This window comes from Persicirhabdus sediminis (genome assembly GCF_016595495.1).
GTDB lineage: Bacteria > Verrucomicrobiota > Verrucomicrobiia > Verrucomicrobiales > Akkermansiaceae > Persicirhabdus > Persicirhabdus sediminis.
In genome coordinates, this window is the sequence record NZ_JAENIM010000047.1 from 171,407 (window position 1) to 185,921 (window position 14,515).

8 protein-coding genes are annotated in these 14,515 nt (G+C 48.8%); 2 read left to right on the forward strand and 6 right to left on the reverse strand.

Annotation, left to right across the window (positions count from 1 at the left end):
- Nucleotides 1–66 precede the first annotated feature (66 nt).
- Nucleotides 67–987 carry a lipoyl synthase gene (gene lipA, locus JIN82_RS16640; protein WP_234042133.1) on the forward strand — a complete coding sequence of 307 codons (921 nt, stop codon included), beginning with the start codon at nt 67–69 and terminating at the stop codon, nt 985–987.
- Nucleotides 988–1,299: 312 nt separating this feature from the next.
- On the opposite strand, the gene JIN82_RS16645 is transcribed toward lipA, so the two are convergent.
- On the reverse strand, nt 1,300–5,556 hold the full coding sequence (locus tag JIN82_RS16645) for a glycosyl hydrolase family 18 protein (RefSeq protein ID WP_200312802.1): 4,257 nt from the start codon (nt 5,554–5,556) through the stop codon (nt 1,300–1,302).
- A gap of 289 nt (nt 5,557–5,845) precedes the next feature.
- On the opposite strand from JIN82_RS16645, the gene JIN82_RS16650 reads away from it, so the two are divergent.
- The gene (locus tag JIN82_RS16650) at nt 5,846–6,169 is read left to right on the forward strand and encodes a hypothetical protein (RefSeq protein ID WP_200312803.1); all 324 of its coding nucleotides are present in this window, start codon (nt 5,846–5,848) and stop codon (nt 6,167–6,169) included.
- Nucleotides 6,170–6,294: 125 nt separating this feature from the next.
- On the opposite strand, the gene JIN82_RS16655 is transcribed toward JIN82_RS16650, so the two are convergent.
- From JIN82_RS16655 to JIN82_RS16675, 5 genes are all read right to left on the reverse strand, one after another.
- Nucleotides 6,295–9,429 carry an efflux RND transporter permease subunit gene (locus JIN82_RS16655; RefSeq protein WP_200312804.1) on the reverse strand — a complete coding sequence of 1,045 codons (3,135 nt, stop codon included), beginning with the start codon at nt 9,427–9,429 and terminating at the stop codon, nt 6,295–6,297.
- Nucleotides 9,430–9,441: 12 nt separating this feature from the next.
- On the reverse strand, nt 9,442–10,596 hold the full coding sequence (locus JIN82_RS16660; protein WP_200312805.1) for an efflux RND transporter periplasmic adaptor subunit: 1,155 nt from the start codon (nt 10,594–10,596) through the stop codon (nt 9,442–9,444).
- A 4-nt stretch (nt 10,597–10,600) separates the two neighbouring features.
- Complete coding sequence (locus JIN82_RS16665; protein ID WP_200312806.1) at nt 10,601–11,215, reverse strand: TetR/AcrR family transcriptional regulator; 615 nt, start codon at nt 11,213–11,215, stop codon at nt 10,601–10,603.
- Nucleotides 11,216–11,418: 203 nt separating this feature from the next.
- On the reverse strand, nt 11,419–13,587 hold the full coding sequence (locus tag JIN82_RS16670; RefSeq protein ID WP_343221754.1) for a glycoside hydrolase family 3 N-terminal domain-containing protein: 2,169 nt from the start codon (nt 13,585–13,587) through the stop codon (nt 11,419–11,421).
- A gap of 76 nt (nt 13,588–13,663) precedes the next feature.
- Nucleotides 13,664–14,014, reverse strand: a complete 351-nt coding sequence (locus tag JIN82_RS16675) for a hypothetical protein (protein WP_200312808.1) — start codon at nt 14,012–14,014, stop codon at nt 13,664–13,666.
- Nucleotides 14,015–14,515 lie beyond the last annotated feature (501 nt).

A 14,515-nucleotide genomic window follows, 5' to 3' on the forward strand; every position in this document is an offset into this window, starting at 1 on the left:
GATTGAAATCCCCAAATCACGTCCTACCTTCGCGCCACGATGAACTGTCACGGCCCAAAAATGAACATGGATCCGTCGCTCCACAACGAGCGCAAACCAGAATGGATTAAAATTCGCCTGCCGAATAATCCACAATTTGGATCGACCAAAAACATGATCACCGACTTAAACCTCGTGACCGTGTGTGAAGAAGCTCAGTGCCCAAACCGCTGGGAGTGCTGGGGACAAGGTACCGCTACCTTCATGATTGCTGGGGAAAAATGCACCCGTGCATGTGGATTCTGCGCCGTGAAAACTGCTCGCCCTGACGCCCTAGAAGCTGATGAACCTGAGCGTGTTGCTGAAGCTACCAAACGTCTCGGCCTCAACCACGTCGTCATCACCGCTGTGGCTCGTGATGACCTGCGCGACGGCGGCGCTGACCATTTCCGCCAAACAGTCAACGCCATCCGTGAAGCCTGCCCGAGCATTATCATCGAAATCCTCGTGCCTGATTTCAACGACCGTGACGAAGCGCTCTCCGTCTGCATGGAAGGCAAACCGCACATTTTTAACCACAACCTTGAGACCGTAGAACGCCTCACTCCGCTAGTGCGCTCACGCGCCAAATACCAGCGCAGCCTCACTGTGCTTAAGAAAGCCAAAGCAATGGCTGGCGGCCAAGTCGTCACTAAAAGTGGCCTGATGCTCGGCCTCGGCGAGACCGAAGAAGAGCTATTCAAAGCCATGGACGACCTGCGCGCCCATGACGTCACCGTGCTCACACTCGGTCAGTACCTGCGCCCGACTCCACGCCACTTGCCAGTCGTCGAGTACATCCGCCCAGAGAAATTTGAAGAGTACAAAAAAGTTGCCCTCGAGAAAGGATTCCGCCACGTGGCATCCGGTCCTCTCGTGCGTAGCTCGTACCACGCTGCTGACTTCCGCCCTGAACTCGACCTCGTCGAGCGCATCAATGCGGAAGCTGAAGCTGCCATGCAGAAGTAAGACCTAACGGCATCTCCAATTCAAAAAAACGAGCTCTGGCCCAATCGTGGGTCAGAGCTTGTTTGCTTTAAAACCACCATCATGAGCAGCTCTAACTTAGGCTGATTTTCTCTATCTCACAGGCTTTCACTATTTTCCAAAAAGGTCCGAAGGACCGAGAAACTACAGCCCTGACCAAGGCAAGGCTGTAGGCCTAACGCAGGTCAGGGTGAGCGCGCCCAATCTACCTGAAGCCCCAAAGGGGCGAGAGAAAGCTAGGGAGTTAAAGCTCTCTAGCTGGCTAGAAATCCCAGCCAGCTAGATTGTTAGTTATTATTCAGCTAGCGGTACTTTGTTTTCAAAGTAATCCTGAGTGGCAGTGATCCACCAGAACTCATCGGTATTTGAGTCGCCACGGCCACGGGTAGAATTCCCCACACCATCACCAAACAGCATGATGTGAATGCCAGCAGCAGCAGCCTCTTCCATGTGGCTCCCCCAAGTGATCGTCTCGCCATCAGCAGCTAGGCTAACATCAGCGTAGCCACCGCTGTTAGCGCTAAACCAATCGTAACGTGCTCCAGCCCCTGGCTTGAAGGTATCACCATAGAAAAAGCTCGGTGAGCTGTCTTCCCAGTCGCGTGGTTGGTTCGGATGATCCGGGAATACACTATCCGTATATGGGCTCACTAACTGCGAACTGTTGATGTGGCCAACTGGCAGCTGCCATAACATCACCTGCTTCTCAGTGCGCTCGTGAAGTGCGGCACAATAATGCAGGTAGTTAGACCAATGCTCAGCATTCCAGAACCATGTCGACTCGCTAGGATTATCATTTTTCCCTTCCGCGCCACCGTCTAAGCCGTACTTGTCGATAGATACAAAATCAGCCCCGTGAGTGAGAATGCCACAGCTCATGTAATAATCAGCCACAGCTAGACCCTCATTATAGACGATCTCGCGGCCCTCAGTCATGCCTCTATCATCAGTCACTCGCATCAGCCCTTTGAGGCCTACTTTACTGTCGTCTAACCAGCCACCAGCTGGGAATGCCCACAGGTTAAACTGCCAGCCAATATACGCATTATTAGAATGCTTCTTCAGGCTGTAGTTGATCGCCTCAATCAGCCCGCGCAGAGTATCAGGAAATACTGGATCGCCAGCTGAGCTATCGAGCACACCCACATCGTAAGCCGCATTGGTCTGCGCCATCAAAGTAGCTGGATCTTCACCATTCTGCGCCATGTAGCCAATAAAGTCTGGCTCCAAGACCCACAACACCATCTCATCACCAGCTTCTTCGTTAGCAATGTCGATGGCAAATTTGAGATCTTCAAAGTACCCTTGCATGTAATCATTCTCCTGAATGTGCTCCATGTTCGTGGTATAAGATTCTCCGCCATCCGGGATGTTATACCAGACGATCACTGGCAACATACCACGCTTGATAGATTCGCGAACAAACTTGCGCATGCGGTCGCCGTCCACTGGATCAGTCCATGTTCTCCAGCCCACACCTTTGCGCTTCACCCCACCATTGATGTAGATGTAGCGATAGTCGACCCACTTGTTAGTACGCGATCCTGGCTGGAAATCAGCAAAGAAATCCAAGTCAGCCGTGGAGTCTTCAGATACTGAACCTACAGACAAGTAGTTAGGAAGCTGCGGCATGCTGCCATCAGCATTGGCCACACGAATACCTACCAGTCGTTCCTTACCGTCGGCATCTACAACCTTGAGGCCTGAGCGCATGCCAGCCGTGCCATTCAAGCTGATCTCGCGACCACTAACACTAGCTGAAACCGCATCAGTGTGATTGACCACTACTTCAAATGGTTCCGCGCCACCTTCAATTGTTAGCGCACTAGTTCCAGCTGGAATGGTCACCTGAGATACCTGTGATTCTTGTGGAAGATCAACACCAGCAAAAGTAATCCAGCTAGCGTCAGCAGGCAGGTAGTTCATGATATTAGAACGTGTGCTGCCAAATTCATTGATCAGCTCCACCTCATAGGAGAATAATGTTAGTGAGGCGTCATCAATGTAATAAGTCAGCTCTTGTGGTGGATCGCCAGTGACCTTGGCTGAATAAATCAACTCACCGTCACGATACAGATTCCACTCAGTCACTGGTGAGATGCTTTCGTTAGCTCGCCAAATGACCTTATGCCCCACACCCGTGGCATCATTTTTGTAAATAGACACCTGATCAAATCGTGGTGCTTCCTCAGAATATGGCTGGTCAATTTCCACCCCTGCAATGCGCGCGGCTAGACGAACAAATTGCTTTGTATCATCCACGCTAACTGGATCAACACTACGCCAAGTAGCGCGCTCCATGCCATTGCCTAGGTTTTGAATTTCATGAACAATCATGTAGTCTTCACCAGCATGCCAGCTGGCAAGATCGTTAGAAACTTCGATGCGATACTCCACACCAACAGCGTAGACATTGGCATCCACACTAACTGTAAGGTAGACATTACTCTGGCCATCAACACTGAGCTCGCTGAACTGAACGTCCAAATTGGCTCTATCACCTTCTTCAAGGCCCAGCAAAAAGTCTATCATATCGGCCAGCCCGTTGCCGTCAGCATCAGCAGCAACACCGTCGCCACCTCGACCAACAATCCAATCGTCGAGCAAGACGTTATCAGGATCGCCTTCACCTAAGGGCGCTCCATTGAACAAGACATTCTCAGGCATTGTCCATGTGCCATTGCCTTGGATGCCAAACTCTAAAGTACCACCAGCAGTGATCTCACCCCATGTGCTAGGTTTGCTAATCGTGTGCCTATCATTATCCGCAGAGAAGTCAAAACCACCAGCGCCGGTAATCTGCCAGGCGCCATCAAAGCTCAATACCCAGGTATTAATTTCAGCTCCTTTACTGGTGATGCTCACTTTGGCATCACTAAAGCTGCTATCCCATTGATCAGGAGCGGTGAATACAATATCAACATCACTGGCTGGAACATAGTGACGCTTCCAGCCACCTTTTTCAGGCGCTAGATCCACACCTGAATCGCCTGTATCACCATCATCCGGATCTGTCGGTTCTTCTGGGTCAGTTGGTTCATCTGGATCAACCGGCTCGTCTGGATCAACAAAACTAACGGACACTCCATATGTCTCTGCTGATATCAATGCGCCAGCTGGATTGCTCAAGACAAGCTCAAGCCATCCACCATCGTCGCTAAATTTACTTTTAGGAATCGTTAGCTGAAAACTCTCTAGCTGGTCACCAGCTGAAAACTTCACCGTGGCAGACGAATACACACTCCCGGAACTAGCTGAATCAGGCTTCACCCACAACGCGTAGTCAACGGTCACATCGTCATCTGATAGACGTGACATGGAAATATCAAACTCCACATCCACGTCTCCACTAGTATTTTCAACGGCCTCTAATCGTGAGGCACTCAAACCAGGCAATAAAACTCGCCCTTCATAACTAGCAATCCATTCTTCAAATGCCATGGATAGATCTGGATTTGTACGGTGCTCATGGCCAATTTCCCAAGTACCCACACCCCTAACGACAGCTGAATCAGCTAGCACTGAAGAAGATTCTAGCAGCAAAGCATCCATCTTCATTTTCATAGCCAGTGGGCTGGTAAACCATACATCATTGATCTTTACCTCCATCGCATTAACGTCAATCGCAGCGTCATAGGAAGCTTGCGCTGACGCCCATACATCACGCACAGCCGACCATGAAGTCAGCCCATCTGAACCGTAAAATGGCAGACCACAAATAATCTTGTTAGCTGGATAACCTTTATCCATGACATACTCCAATCCCCCCTTAACTGATGCTTCCGCAATGGTATCATTTGCCGAGGTCCACTGAACTGTATCAGGGTTGCGAATCGGTCCGTTAGCTGGATTTTTCCAGTCGTAACCAAAGTAAAAAAAGAAATCTGAATAGTCCGCTAGACTAGTAAAATCATAGCTGCCCATATACCATCCTGGGCCAGTACCAAACATCACAATGTACTCAGAACTCTCTGCCTTCACGGCCTGGTAGAGTTCTTTCATAAGCAAGGTCAATGCGGCTTTGCCTGCTCCTGAATCAGGAAACTCCCAGTCAATGTCGACACCGTCATAATTACGGTCAGCTAGATAGTTAACAATGTCAGCGATGAAGTTCGCGCGCTTAACATCATCACTTGCGATCGCCATAAATTGATCTGCTAGTCGCTGTGGATAGGCTCCACCAATCGACATAATCACCGCGATATCGCGCGCGTGTGCTTGCTCAATTAGATCCGACTGATAGGCTGTAAAGTTTCCTAAGTCTCCACCAACAGAACCATCTGCATCTAGCGGCTCAGCAAAGGCATGAACGATGGCATCATAGCCAGACCAATAGATATTTTGGATTTCGTACTTAATCTCCTCCTGCGATAATGTCTGCTCCCTGCCAGACTCAGAACGCAATGCATTGACATACCCCATCACAATCGGACGATCCTGGGGGAGATCACTTAGGCCGACTACTTGAGCATTCAAGTTAGAACGCAATGATAACTGAAGAAACAGAACACAAATTGTCAGCAAAAAGCTAACTCGTGTATTTGTTTTCATAACAGCCCATCTCTAATAAATCATTAGAAACCTGTCAATCAATGCAAAGACACCAGAAACCCTGAATGACAACATCAACCGATTAACTAAAAATCACCCAATTAAGTTAACTGTATCGTTTCAAATGACAAACATAACGACCTCGCACAAACTACTAACATTTCCGCATTTTACATACGTTTACCTCCACCGCTTAAAGGTCAAAAAGTCATTCAGTTAGCCTTTAAGGTAAAGCCGTACAAGCCAATCTGAATCAAATTACAACTCTAGTCTTGATGTAGCTCTTGATGTGACTTCATTCAGCCTTGCCTATCAAGCAGGTATGGATACCACTGAAGTTTCATCATTTTATGTCGGTTGCAGCGTGGGTGCAGCTCAAATGAATTACAGCGCATCAGCCTCTAGCTATGGCTACTATTTCAAAGGCGACGGTGAGTCTACAGCATTCTATTTTGATATCGTAGCTGGCATGGAACAAAGGTTCACCGAACATTGCAGCGGTAACTTTGGCCTACGCCTTATCCACTACGGCGATTTTGATGTCTTTGGTGAAACACTAAGCTCTAACTTCCTGCAAGCAGCGCTTGAGGTAGGAATCACTTTCCAGTTTTAAGAAGTCTTAATTCATCAGCTAGTTCATAGCAAATAAAACCGCCCTGTTGGATATTCCAACAGGGCGGATTTTATTTATAGATTTATGATTCTAACTCAGCGCAGGGGCTGCAATTAAATGCTCAGCTACTTACGCAGACTATGGGTTTTCTCACGCACAGTTTGGAACATCGCATACAGAGCTGGCACCATGATAATGCCAAGTATGGTAGCAGCTAACATGCCGAAAAATACCGTGGTACCAATCGCCTGACGACTAGCAGCACCAGCACCTGAAGCAAACACCATTGGCAAAACACCAAAGATGAAGGTGAAGGCTGTCATCAATACCGCGCGGAATCGCTGCCCTGCACCATCTGTAGCCGCTTCAATGATAGACATACCGCTTTCCCGCTGGCTCTTCGAAAACTCAACGATCAAAATGGCATTTTTACTAGCTAGACCAACTAACAATATGAGACCTAACTGAGCATAGATACTCAGTGGCATATCAATCACATACAGTCCTGCTAGTGCGCCGAGAATAGCTACCGAGATCGAGGTCATCACCGAAAGCGGCGCCGTCCAACTCTCAAACTGAGCGACGAGGAACAAGTAACCAAATACCAAAGCCATGAAAATCAGCACGCCAGACTTGCCTGAGCTGTTCTTTTCTTGATAGCTGAGACCAGACCAATCGAAGGAATACTCATTAGGTAAATGCTCGAGGGCAATTCTTTCAACCGCCGCCATCGCTTCACCTGAGCTGTATCCAGGAGCTGTGAACGCGGTGATCCCAGCTGATAGAAACTTGTTATAACGGTCAATCACCCGCGGCGCCAATACAGTATCTATCTTTATCAACGACTTCAGCGACACCTGCTTGCCGTCATCACTCTGCACAAAAATCGACTCAATATCACTTGGCGTCTTACGGTAAGCCCAGTCAGCCTGAACAATCACCTTATTTACCTGACCATTTAAGTTAATATCATTCACGTAATACGAGCCTAGATAATTCTGCAGGGTAGAGAAAACCCTCGATACAGGGACATTCAGCAGCTCCGCTTTTGTTCTATCTACATCAAGGAACAAATTTGGCGTTTGTGCTGTGAATGAACTGAAGGCGACTTGAATCTCAGGAGCTGAATTCAGGTGCATCAAGAACCCATTCATGGTCGACTCGAGCTTCTGCGGGTCAGCCTCTGAGACTGCTTGCAGCTGGATATTCATCCCGCCACTGCGGCCCAAACCGCGAATCGCTGGTGGTGTGAACAAATCAATTTTGGCTCCAGAAATACTCTCAAATGCCCCGCGCAACCTAGCTTGAATGGCTACCACATCTTGATCGTCACGTGTACGAACACTCCAATCCTTCAGTCTAATAATCAAAAAGGCAACATTTTCACCCCGCCCACCAAGTGGACTGAATCCTGTAATGGCTAGATTTTTCTCAACATCTGGCTCGTTTTGTAGAATATCGTTTACCCCAGCAACAACTTCATTAGTGCGCGAAATCGTTGCCCCCTCTGGTAATTGCACCGCTCCAAAAATCACCCCTTGATCTTCGTTAGGTAAAAATGAAGTCGCACTCTTTTTCACTACCAAGCTAGAACCAGCAAAAGCAGCTATCAGGAAAAAGAATGTTAGCAAACCACGGCGAGTCAGCCAGCCAGTGATGCCTACATATTTTTTACGGCTTGCACGCAGGCCAATGTTGAACCAATGCAGTGGTCCACGCTCTTTAGGTTTGGCCACATTGAGCATGATAGCACAGAGAGCTGGACTCAATGTTAGAGCGGTGAGTGATGAGAACATCACAGCAGCTGAAATAGTCACCGCAAACTGCTGATAGATCTTGCCTGTAATACCGCCCATAAAGCCGACCGGGACAAAAATTGATAACAGAACCAAAGTGGTGGCTACAATGGCCAATGAAATGTCCTGCATCGCACGCAAGGCTGCATCTCGGTGCCCTAGACCTTCGTGTTCCATCAAGTGAAGCACACGTTCAACGACCACAATCGCATCATCCACCACGATTCCAATAACAAGAATCAGCGCAAACAATGTTAGTGTGTTAATGCTGTAGCCAAGGGCCATCAGCAGGGCAAAGGTTCCAAGCAGTGAAACTGGAATCGTAATCGACGGAATTAAGGTAGCCCGCCAGTCCTGCAGGAATAGGTAACAAACGAATACGGTCAACACCATGGTGATGAACAAGGTCATCACGATTTCCTTAATCGACGTTCTTACAAACTGAGTAGCATCGTAGAAAAACTCCAACTCCATGCCTTCTGGCAAGCGTGGTCTTAGCTCATCTAGATAGGCATTAACTTGGTCTACCGTCTCGAGTGCGTTTGATCCTGTCTTTTGCGTTAGACGAATACCCACTGCGTTTTTACCATCTCGATAAGCCGCGGTGAGGTAACCATCTGCCCCCAGCTCAACTCTAGCGACATCTTTAAGACGAACTACAGCGCCATCTTCAGCTGTTTTCACTACAATATTTTCAAAGTCATGGACTTCATTCAGACGCCCCTGCGCCTGTAGTGTATACATCATTTGCGCAGAACCATCGTTAGGCACACCACCAACAGATCCTATCGAAGCTTGAATATTCTGCTGACGAATTGCTGCGACCACGTCGTCTACACTAAGCTTGTTAGCAGCGACACGATCTGGATCTAACCACACGCGCATACTATACTGAGCCGAGAATATGCTAGCCTCACTAAGTCCCCCCAATCGCTCCAAAGCTGGCTTGATGAGATTGTTAGCATACTCACTCATTTCCAACTCTTCACGAGATAGATCAGGAGACACCATCATCAAGAACCCCAAGATATCTGAAGATCTAGCATCCACATTGACACCGTTCTTCGTCACGTCAGCTGGTAGCTTAGGCATCGCCCGCTGCACACGGTTCTGCACCTTTACCTGCGCAATATCGGGATCTGTGCCTACGGCAAAAGTTACGGTAAGAGAATAGTTTCCGCTACTATCAGAGCTAGACTCCATATACAGCATGTCGTCCACACCATTAACGGCATCCTCGATGGGCGCGCCCACCGTATTGGACAATACCTCTGCGCTCGCCCCAGGATAGCTTGTACTAACACTAATCTGCGGAGGAGTTACCGGTGGGTACTGGGTCACCGGTAGCTGACCGATGGAAATCAGTCCAGCCAACGCTATCACTACAGCAATAACACCTGCTAGACGCGGTCTATCAATGAAGACCTTGGAAAAGTTAAACTTTTCTTTTTTTGATTTGTTCATTTTTTCAATGATTTAGTTTTGGCTAGCAGCCTCAGTAAACTCAGGTGCCACAGCGGCTCCTGGGCGTACTTTCTGTAGCCCACCTACGATCACCACATCACCTTCATCTAGGCCACTTTTCACGATACGACGAGTTTCTACCATGGCTCCTAGTTCAATGCGTTTTTGTTCGGCTATATTGCCTTCACCTAGCACCCAAACAAATGCGCCACGCACATCTATCATCACAGCTGACTGTGGTAGCATAATGCCTTTGGTATCAAGGTTCTTACGCACGAGAACTGAGACTAGTCCATTAGGGATCAATAGGCCCTTCTCATTGGCAAAACGTAAGTGCACGGCAATGCTACCTGTACCTTCAGCCATTTGGTTATCTTCAAAGTCACGTGCTCCAAGCTCAGCTAACAAACTCCCGTTAGGAAGTTTCACTTGAGCTGAATTGATTGCCTTTTTTGACTTACCCAGCACTTCCATCAAGCTCAGGTATTCGCTATCAGGCATAGAAAATACCACACGAATGGGATCTACCTGCACGATCTCAGCAAGCGCCTGGCCACCGCGAGCCACGTAGTTTCCTACCGTCGCAGCTGTTTTACCAATCTTACCTGTGATTGGTGATTTGATCTCAGTATATCCTAAATTGAGTTCGGCGAGTTGCAGATCAGCTTTTGCCTGTAGTACCCCAGCTTCCGCTTCAGCTACACTAGCCTCAGCAGCATCGAGATCGTACTGAGAAATGCTTCGCTTATCCACATTGGTGTACATGCTCAATGATTTTTGCATGCGAACCAAAGTCGCCTCAGCTCTAGCTACAGCCGCCTTACTTTGTGCTACTTGTGCTTCGTATTCAGCTGGCTGGATAGAAAATAACAACTCACCTTCTTCTACCAACTCACCCTCAGCAAAATGAACCGCAGAAATAATGCCGCTCACTTGAGGAATCAGCCTAACTGACTCCATCGGGTGAACTTGAGCAATGTATTCCTTCACTGGCGAGGTTAACACCTTCTCTACTTTTAGTACTTTGACTGAAGGCGCCGTTGGAGCGGCCTGACCTGCAGCCGCAGCTGGTGGGGCTGCTGGAGCGCTATCAGTAGTTAGAGTGCGAATCGCATAGCCGGCACCGCCGCCTATCAGAATCATCAGAATTAATGTTATACTTTTCATAAATCTACTTGGAAACTCCCATCATGTATTGATTAAAAAATCTATCCGCGTGCGACGAAACTTCGTCGACGCTCTGGTTGAAAACAAATGACATGCGCACTGCGCCCTGCCAGTACACAAACAAGCCGTAGGAAGTATGCTTCACATCCATCTCCTTGAGCTTCGGCTCTATGGATTTCAGACGCCCTAACGCAACTTCTATCAGACTGTATGCACCGCGCCCCAGCTGGGTGCGGTAATCGTGGAGCTGCTGCACCATTTCCTCAGACCACTCCATCTGGAAGCCGATGAAAACCTCAAACTTGCGCATTTCTTCGTCCTGCAGCACCACTATGAGCGAGTCGACATAAAGTTTCTGCAATTCATCAAGTGAGGCAACGGCTAGGTGAGCATCGCGCAGCATTGCGTGGCGGCGGTTGAGCCCGTAATCCATCACTGCAAAAAGCAAATCCTTCTTGGATGGAAAATGATTGTGCACCGCGCCCTTAGAAAGTCCCAGCTCGTTTGCAATGTTCACAAAGCTGGTAGCCGAATAGCCCTGCTGAGAATACAGGTCTAGCGCCACGTGAATAATCTTCTCACGTGTTGCCTCTGCTTGTTCTCTGCTATTACGTCCCATTTGTCACACCAGCTGCAGCTGGCGAGAGACATATAGATTCCAATAGGTATCTATTCAAGTGAACCGAGTCACTTTTCAAACATTGTTTACGAACGTGCGTTTACTGCTAAGCATTCACAGACAAGCAGTAACACAAAATAAAAAATCGGGCTGAGAATCATTCTCAGCCCGATTGATAATAAAAATCAGCTACGTCCTAGCAATTAAACTAGCTCTAAATCAACACGATCGGTGGCATTACAGTCGGCGCCAACGATGATGGAAAACTTCCCTTTCTCCGCTTCAAAGCGCTGCTTGGCTCCAAAAAATGCCAGCTCTTCTTCACCCACGGTGAAACTAACGACAATTGATTCACCCGCATCTAGCTCCAGCTTGTGGAAACCTTTCAGCTCGTGAGTTGGTCGCGTAGTGGAGGAAACGTGGTCGTGCACGTACATTTGCACAATCTCCTTGGCCTTCACCGCACCTTTGTTAGTCACCTTCACAGAAACTACAGCTTGCTCGCCAGCTGAGATTTCAGCCTTATCGATTGCCAACTCACTGTACTCAAACTCCGCATAGCTGAGACCAAATCCAAATGGATAGAGAGGAGTCGCTTCGATGTCTTTGTACGGTTTGTAGTCGAGGAAATCTCTCATTTTACCCAGCTTCTTCTGGCTGTAGTAAATAGGAATCTGGCCAGTATTGCGCGGCACAGAAATTGGCAACTTGCCTGATGGAGATTCGTCGCCAAACAGCACCTTGGCCACCGCATGTCCCACCTCAGTGCCACCTTGCCACGCGTATAATAAAGCATCAGCATAGAGTTCCACAGCTGGAGACGGCACAGGACGTCCAGTACACTGCACCACAATCAATGGCTTGCCTGATTTTGCTAGAGACTCAACTAACTCCTCCTGTCCAGCTGGCAGCTGGAGGTCAGAAATGTTACGCGCTTCACCAGTGCGGCGATGGCTTTCACCAATGCAGAGCACCACGATATCGGCCCATCTAGCAGCCTCCATCATCTCATCGGCAAAGGCTGCATCTTCAGTGATGATGTTAGCTTCAGGAGCTGCCGCGCGAATGCCTTCGTAGATGGATGTAACATCTTCAAGTTTGCCATCCAGACACCATGACCCAAGGTGCTGGCGCTTGGAATGCGCGTGAGGACCAACCACGGCAATCGTCTTGCCACCCTTAGCTGGTTTTTCTAATGGCAGCACACCATCATTATTTTTCAGCAGAACTAAGGATTCAACCGCTAGCTGCAGCGCTTTCTCAACGTGATCATCACGGCGCAGCACTTGTGTTTTCAGTCCGTTATCCACGTATGGATTATCAAACAAACCACAGCGGAACTTGGTACGCAGGATTCTAGCAACTGCCTCATCCAGCACATCCATAGATACTTTGCCGGACTCTACCAGCTCCTGCATGTGATCCTGATAGTGCTCGTTAGTCATCGCCAGATCCACCCCTGCCTCAATCGCCATACGAGCGGAATCCGCACCATCTTCAGCTACACCAAAGTAAGCCAAATCGGCAATAGAACCCCAGTCGCTAACAACAGTGCCTGCAAATCCATTTTCCTCTTTCAGCCAGCCGCGAATCAATCGCTTGCTGCCAGAAACTGGCTCGCCACCAAGATCATTGAAGCCGCTCATTAGAGTTTCTACACCCTCGTCTACCGCCGCTTTGAACGGTGGCAAAATCGTATTCTGCAGTGTATTTTCGCTGAACTCAGTAGTATCGTAATCACGTCCACCCTGCGAGCCACCGTAGGCACAGAAATGTTTGGCACAAGCAACCAGACGCTCAGAGTCAGCCACATCACCACCCTGGAAACCGCGAATCGCCGCCTTAGCAAACTCAGCCGTTAGGTGTGGATCTTCACCGTTAGTTTCAATCACTCGGCCCCAGCGCGGATCGCGCGCCACATCCATCATTGGCGCAAATGTCCAGTCGATGCCCATCGCCGCAGCCTCACGCGCTACACAAGTATAAGACTCTTCTACCAGCTGCGGATTCCAGCTAGATGCCTGCGCCAGCGGGATTGGTAACACCGTTTCCTGACCGTAAATCACATCGCGGGCAAAAATCAACGGAATGCCCAAACGGCTCTCTTCCAGCGCAGTTTTATGGATTTCATTGATCTCCTCAGTATTCACCGGCTTCTCCATGCAGTTACCCGCCCACGCCGTATTCGCTAGAATGCGTGATCCATAGCGGCCCTCGCGCACCCCTTGCAGATATTCCTCGCGGTTCTCTTCATACTCTAGCATTGGCGTCTGCCCTACCTGGCCAATTTTCTCCTCCAGTGTCATCAACGAGAGCAGATTCGCCACGCGATCGTCCACACTTGCATTTGGGTCTTTGTAAATCTCCATAATTTAGTGGCCACATCTTTAACTCGATTGCCCAGCGGGTCAACCACTAGTCAAGCCGATGTGAGACACCTCCAGCCAGCTAGCGCTTGTAGGGTTTGAAAAATGTCCCCTTGCGAAATGTCGGCAAGCCACTACTAGGCATCATGCGCCCATGCTTTGCCGATGAATGAGTCTCACGCGTCATCTTCACCCATGCCAGCCACATCAATAAAACAAGCACATGAGCAAGCAGACAGCAAATCACCATCAGCCAACTCTCCCACTGAAAAAAATCAATAATCACCTGACACAACCCCAGAAAAAAGGAACCCACTAACGTGCCCATAAAACCCATCAAAGGAATAGCCACTGCGCCCGTTACCAAGCCATAGAAAAAATGCCGGCGTGCATAAATCCCACCAACAAACAAAACCACCACCCAGAGCCACAAAAACACCTTAGGGTCACCAATTGGCTGTAGCAGACTAAACATAAATACACACTAGCTCACCAGCCAGACCGCGACCATTACAAGACAGCTAATATTTTCCACTAGCTGTTTCATCCCCTAACTTCACAGAAGAAAAACACAAGTCTCCTAGCTAGTCATGCCCTTCAGCCCCAGCTATTCTGGGCTAGACGCTACATCTAATAACATGCGCATTCGCCCCGCCAGTTCTATGTGCAAACCTGACGCCAACGTCACGCACTTCCGACCCGACAGTTCTATGCGCAAAGATGACTCTAACCCCATGCACTTTCGCCCCGCCAGTTCTATGTGCAAATCTGGCTCTAACGTCATGGGCTGAAAGCCCTCAAGAACAAAGCCTAGGGCTTCAGCCCTAGGTCAATGCACACGAAGAATACGCGCCCTGAAAGGGCGCCAGAGCCTCATTAATTCAAACTAGTCATCATCGATACAACTCAACATTTACACAGCTAAAACCATGGG

Coding starts and splice junctions, on each gene's coding strand:
- lipA (WP_234042133.1), top strand. CDS start 67: ATGGATCCGTCGCTCCACAACGAGCGCAAACCAGAATGGATTAAAATT.
- JIN82_RS16645 (WP_200312802.1), bottom strand. CDS start 5,556: ATGAAAACAAATACACGAGTTAGCTTTTTGCTGACAATTTGTGTTCTG.
- JIN82_RS16655 (WP_200312804.1), bottom strand. CDS start 9,429: ATGAACAAATCAAAAAAAGAAAAGTTTAACTTTTCCAAGGTCTTCATT.
- JIN82_RS16660 (WP_200312805.1), bottom strand. CDS start 10,596: ATGAAAAGTATAACATTAATTCTGATGATTCTGATAGGCGGCGGTGCC.
- JIN82_RS16665 (WP_200312806.1), bottom strand. CDS start 11,215: ATGGGACGTAATAGCAGAGAACAAGCAGAGGCAACACGTGAGAAGATT.